This is a genomic window from Mesotoga sp. HF07.pep.5.2.highcov (genome assembly GCF_003666285.1).
GTDB classification, from domain to species: domain Bacteria; phylum Thermotogota; class Thermotogae; order Petrotogales; family Kosmotogaceae; genus Mesotoga; species Mesotoga prima.
Map to the genome: position 1 here is coordinate 1 of NZ_JFHJ01000074.1, position 4,972 is coordinate 4,972.

At 43.3% G+C, this 4,972-nt stretch carries 4 protein-coding genes, 1 tRNA gene and 1 pseudogene; 3 read left to right on the top strand and 3 right to left on the bottom strand.

From position 1 onward, the window contains the following. Both BG32_RS01345 and BG32_RS01350 read left to right on the top strand, forming a co-directional pair. Positions 1-1,852, top strand: a 1,852-nt coding sequence (locus BG32_RS01345) for an ATP-dependent DNA helicase (protein WP_147434782.1), incomplete at its 5' end; no start/stop codon positions are given. Next, positions 1,852-2,481 carry a ComF family protein gene (locus tag BG32_RS01350; RefSeq protein WP_006487150.1) on the top strand — a complete coding sequence of 210 codons (630 nt, stop codon included), beginning with the start codon at positions 1,852-1,854 and terminating at the stop codon, positions 2,479-2,481. The genes BG32_RS01345 and BG32_RS01350, both read left to right, overlap by 1 nt. A 15-nt stretch (positions 2,482-2,496) precedes the next feature. Here BG32_RS01350 and BG32_RS01355 read toward each other — a convergent pair. Beyond that, a tRNA-Gln gene (locus tag BG32_RS01355) sits at positions 2,497-2,571 on the bottom strand. A 58-nt stretch (positions 2,572-2,629) separates the two neighbouring features. Here BG32_RS01355 and BG32_RS01360 point away from each other — a divergent pair. After that, positions 2,630-3,787, top strand: a complete 1,158-nt coding sequence (locus tag BG32_RS01360; RefSeq protein WP_006487151.1) for a glycosyltransferase family 4 protein — start codon at positions 2,630-2,632, stop codon at positions 3,785-3,787. Here the strand turns inward: BG32_RS01360 and BG32_RS01365 are convergent. Together BG32_RS01365 and BG32_RS01370 are read right to left on the bottom strand one after the other, a co-directional pair. Further along, positions 3,771-4,781, bottom strand: a complete 1,011-nt coding sequence (locus tag BG32_RS01365; RefSeq protein WP_121526287.1) for a lysylphosphatidylglycerol synthase transmembrane domain-containing protein — start codon at positions 4,779-4,781, stop codon at positions 3,771-3,773. The genes BG32_RS01360 and BG32_RS01365 overlap by 17 nt on opposite strands. Beyond that, positions 4,778-4,972, bottom strand: a pseudogene (locus BG32_RS01370) (glycosyltransferase family 1 protein); the annotation flags it as partial. The pseudogene BG32_RS01370 and the gene BG32_RS01365, both read right to left, overlap by 4 nt.

The following is a 4,972-nucleotide window of genomic DNA, read 5'->3' on the forward strand; positions in this document are numbered from 1 at the left end:
CCTCCAGGATCAACTGTTCAAAAAGGATGTGGAGGTTCTAAAGACCTTACCGAACCTCGATAATCTCAGAGTGTCTGTAATTAAGGGGAGGGAAAGATATCTATGTGTCAGAAAGCTATTTGAAGTTCTGAACATGGCTCTCAATAAGATGCTCGATGAAAGTTCGTCGAAAGAACTTGCCGGTGTGATTCTATGGTCAATGTTCACGAGAGAGGGAGATCTTGATTACTTACCGTTGCGTGATGAGTTTAGAAGGATGCTCTCGGGCAACAGGTTCGATTGCACCAGAAGACTCTGCCCATTCTTCGAGGTTTGTCCTTACTATGTTCAAAGGGAAAATGCAAAGAATTCCGATATAGTTATCACGAATCATTCATTCCTGTTCAGTGAAGCGAATATTCGGCTTTCCGATGGAGAACCGGAAGACGGCGAAAGTATTGGAACACTTCTACCGGCATTTAAATACCTTGTTGTGGATGAAGCTCACGAGCTTGAGTCTTCATTGACTCAGGCAATGAGTTACCGGTTTGAACCATATCAGCTAGCTAATACCGTTAAGAAACTGATAAAGCTGGTTAGAGACTGCTTTGGATTTCTCAAGAGGCATTTCAGCGAGGATTTTTTAAGGAAGTTGTGGATTAAGCTTAAAGAAGCTACAACTACTCTTGACAGGAAAATAAGACAGCTCGTGGTGGATCTGGATAGGGAACGTAATGGGGAGAAAACTACGTATTCTGGAAAAGGACTTGAAACGCTTGTCTCAGCACTAACCGTAATCTCAGATATTCTTCAGACGCATATCTATGTGGGCGGACAAACAGTACAAATGCTGGATGATGTTGAAGAAAGGGACTTGAAGATTGACGGCTTAGAATTTGAAGTTGCTAGGGTTCTGGCTGAAATAAAAGAATGGCTTAAGCAGATCGCGGGAATTGCCGCTTCTAGAGATTCTAGGGTAGTTTTTGTGAGCAGGAACGAACAATGCATTGAAAGCTTGAGTATAGTCTCTTCTCCAGTCGAAAACGACACTCTGATGTCCTCGATTTTCCCGGATGTGGGCGTAAAGATCTTCATATCTGCAACACTGTGGGTCTACAGCAGAGGTAGCGATGGTTTCAACTATGCGAGAAGAATACTCGGAGCCGGCGAAGAGACCGATGCCGTAAGGCTTGGAACCTCATTCGATTATACTCAGCAGCTGAGATTTTTCGTTCCCACAGACATTCCCGACTATCTGCCAAATTCCCTTCCATACATGCAAAGTGCATCGAAACTGACAAAAGACGTTTTGAAGATAGTCGGGGGAGGGTCCATGGTTCTCTTCACCTCTTACGAAGACATGAAATGGACTCTTTCGAAGATTCGAGGTGAACTTCACAACTTGTCTCTAAGAATCCAGGAAAGAGACGATAGCTTAACAACAATTCTTTCTGAGCACAGGAATTCAGAGAAATCCGTAATATTTGGTGCCCGAGCATTTTGGGAGGGAATCGATCTCCCCGGAGAACAGCTGAAGCTGTTGATTGTCTACAAACTGCCTTTTGAAAGGCCGGACGAACCACTAATTGAAGCAAGAATCAAGCACTATGGAAAGCGGAGCTTTGCCGAAGGAATGAACAAGTATTACTATCCAAAAATGATAACTGCCTTCCGGCAGGGGCTTGGTAGACTTATAAGAACCAGGAACGATCGAGGGGTTGTAATCGTACTTGACAGGAGAATCATCGATCCGGCAAGGGTATATTCTAAGAAGTTGATTGCATCTCTCCCTCCTGGAACGAATATTCAAGCGATAAACAGCAAGCAGATACTTCGAGAGCTTAGAAGACTGAAGAAAGAGAGATGGCTGTGATGATGAAGAAGCTGATCTCTCATTTTTTCCCAAACCACTGTCTAGTGTGTGAAAAGGAGATAGATCCAGCCCAGTATTTGTGTGCAGACTGTCTTGGATCAATCAAGGGGCCAATCATGACTCCATTTGAGCTTAAATTTGTTGATTCGGCCTTTTCGTACTGGAAATATGAAAGCCCATTAAAGGAACTCATACGTGCCTATAAGTTTGAAGACAGACCCGGAATAGCCTCTCTCCTTTCAGAGATGCTCTTCGAAATGATTAATACGTTTTCTCCGTCCGCCGATGTGATAGTTCCTGTTCCCACTTCCATTCAAGCATTTGTCAAGAGAGGCTTCGACACAAATCTCAGAATTCTGAGAAGGCTTTCTAAGACTATTGACATAAGAATAGACAATGTGTTGACAATAGCAGGTAAGTCTATTCCTCAGTCAAGGCTTAAGATGGAAGATAGATTCCAGAATGTAAAGGATAAGTTCTATCTGAAGAGAAGTCCTAGGAGTACGTCAGTAATTCTTTTCGATGATGTCGTTACTACTGGCGCAACTGCAAGCCAGTGTGCTAGAGTTCTTAAGGAAGGCGGCGTTAAGGAAATCACTTTGCTGGCGATTGCCGGGGGGAAAAAATAAGGGCCTTGCGGCCCCTGGCTGGGAGAGGAGGACTCGAACCTCCATCGGCGGATCCAGAGTCCGCTGTCCTACCAATTGGACGATCTCCCAAGACAGTAAAGATTATAAAGCAGAAGGTAAGAGGTGTCAAGCCGTTTGGAGGCATAGGATGAACATAGCGATGTTCAGTGATACATATTCACCTCAGGTCAACGGGGTGGTGACCATGATCAAGATGCTTGAAGAGAATCTTCAGAAGAGAGGCCATAACGTATATATATTTACGGTTGACCACCCCGAAGCAGGCATCCAGGAGAATGTTTATCGTATACCATCTCTTAAATTTCCATGGGAAAAGCAACACCGAATAGGTTTGCCCACAAACTTCAAGGAACTAATAAAGATCGTGAAGAATCTCGAGATAGACATTATTCACTCGCACACGTCACTAATCGTTGGGTATCTGGCGAGTTATGTTCTAACGAATTTGCACATTCCAGGAGTAACGACTTATCACACAATGATGGAAGAGTACGTTCACTACATCCCATTCATGGAACCCATTCTGAGAGTTTACATCAGAGCTCAGGACAGAAGATTTTGTGATAAGCACAGGGCTGTAATTGCTCCTTCGATAAAAATCAAGAAGCTGCTTCTTTCTTATGGAGTTTCTTCACATATAGAGGTAATTCCCAACGGGGTCGATCTTACTCCATTTAAGAGAAGCTTCAGCAGAGAAGAGAAAAGAGCATTCAGGAAGAAGTACAAGATAAAAGAGGACGATAAAGTGCTCATCTTTGTTGGAAGGCTTGGAGAAGAGAAGAGCATAGACAAACTTATAGAGAATTTCGCAAGAGTCTCCGAAGCTTTACCAGACTCCCATTTGCTGCTAGTTGGAGATGGTCCTCTGAAGGGTAAGCTGCAGGAATTAGCCAGAAGTCTGAGGGTCGGTGAGAAGGTCCACTTCACGGGATTCTTGAGATGGCCCGACGAGATATCGTTAGCCTACAAAAGCAGCGATGCATTCATGATCGCTTCTCACACTGAGACTTTCGGCCTTGTTACCCTTGAAGCGATGGCCTCGGGATTGCCGGTCGTGGCATATAAGGACGATAGCATAGTAAATATGGTACTGGATGGAGAAAATGGCTTCATGTGCTCCTCGAAAGATGAGTTATCCAATGCGGCTATTCAAATGCTGAGTGATCATAGCCTAAGAGAAAGAATGGCAAAACGCTCAGTTGAGATCTCGGAGGACTTCTCCGCTGAAGCTAATGTAGAGAGAACAGTGAATCTTTATGAAAGAGTTGTCAAGAACGAGATCTAGATTTGAATCCTATTTCATGAGCTGAAAGTAATCCTCCGAAAATGATGTTTGCGTAGTAGCTGAAGAATCTCCAGATCAGAAGCGCAGCTCCAATTCCTTCGCCAAAAAAAGACTTAAAAAATAGCACATACCCACCCTCAGATACTCCACTCGCTCCTGGTGTTGGAATAAGAGAGACTACAAGGAACAAAATCAGCTGAACGGCCGTGATTTCGAGATAGTTTACAGGCGTTCCAATTGAAAGGGCAACAAAATACGGGATGGATATCATGCAAATCAGCTGTGCAAGAGTACTCAAAGACGCACTAGTAAGGACAAAGGGTCTCCTGACCAATTCCTTCATTGAAGAATGGAAGAAGCGTAGCTCTCTCATTGCCTTCTCTATTAACGATTCTTTCTCTTTTACTATTCTGATCTTGTGAAGAAAGCTGATCACAAAGTGGATGAGCTTATCAGTTAGCTTAGGACTGAGCGAAAATAGAACAAGTCCTATCAGAACTACACTGTTCAGCGCAAATCCGAAAATAGAGAGCACGGCGAGATTAGAAATCTTCTGTGAAACAAGCGGGTAGGCCTTGAAAACGGCTACAGCTCCAAGCAATGTGATTACGGTTTGATAAATCAGAAATCTTGAAACGAGCATCGCAGTTGATTCACCTATCGAGATACCTCTTCTCTGCATAAAGACTATCTGCGCCGGCTGTCCTCCCGAAGAGAAAGGCGTTATACCATTGAAAAATGTTCCAATAACCGTAATCTTAAAAAGAAATAAGAAGGGAATCGCCAGATTCCGCATGGCTGCGAACAGTTTAAGGGTGATTGCTTCGAATAACCAAGTACCGAACGTTAGACAGAATATCAGAAATATCCATCCGGGATTGGCTGCAGAAAGGTAAGAAATCGATTTGCTGAAGTCGGTCGCAAAAAGAACTATCAGAATAATCAGCAAACTGAGAGAAATCGCGATCATAAAGTTTCTGGTTGATTTTTTCATTTTTTCCTGTCAAGTACCTCTAGGTAGATTTTCTTAAGTTCCTGACCAATAATCGACAGATCCTTTTCCAGCGCAGTTCCCTTTCCACATGCCGATAGTTTCTTTCTCAGACTTTCATTGTGAAGTAATCTATCTATGTTCTCCATGAACTCCTTGTTGTTTTTTGCCTTCAGACAGTTCTCTTCATGTTT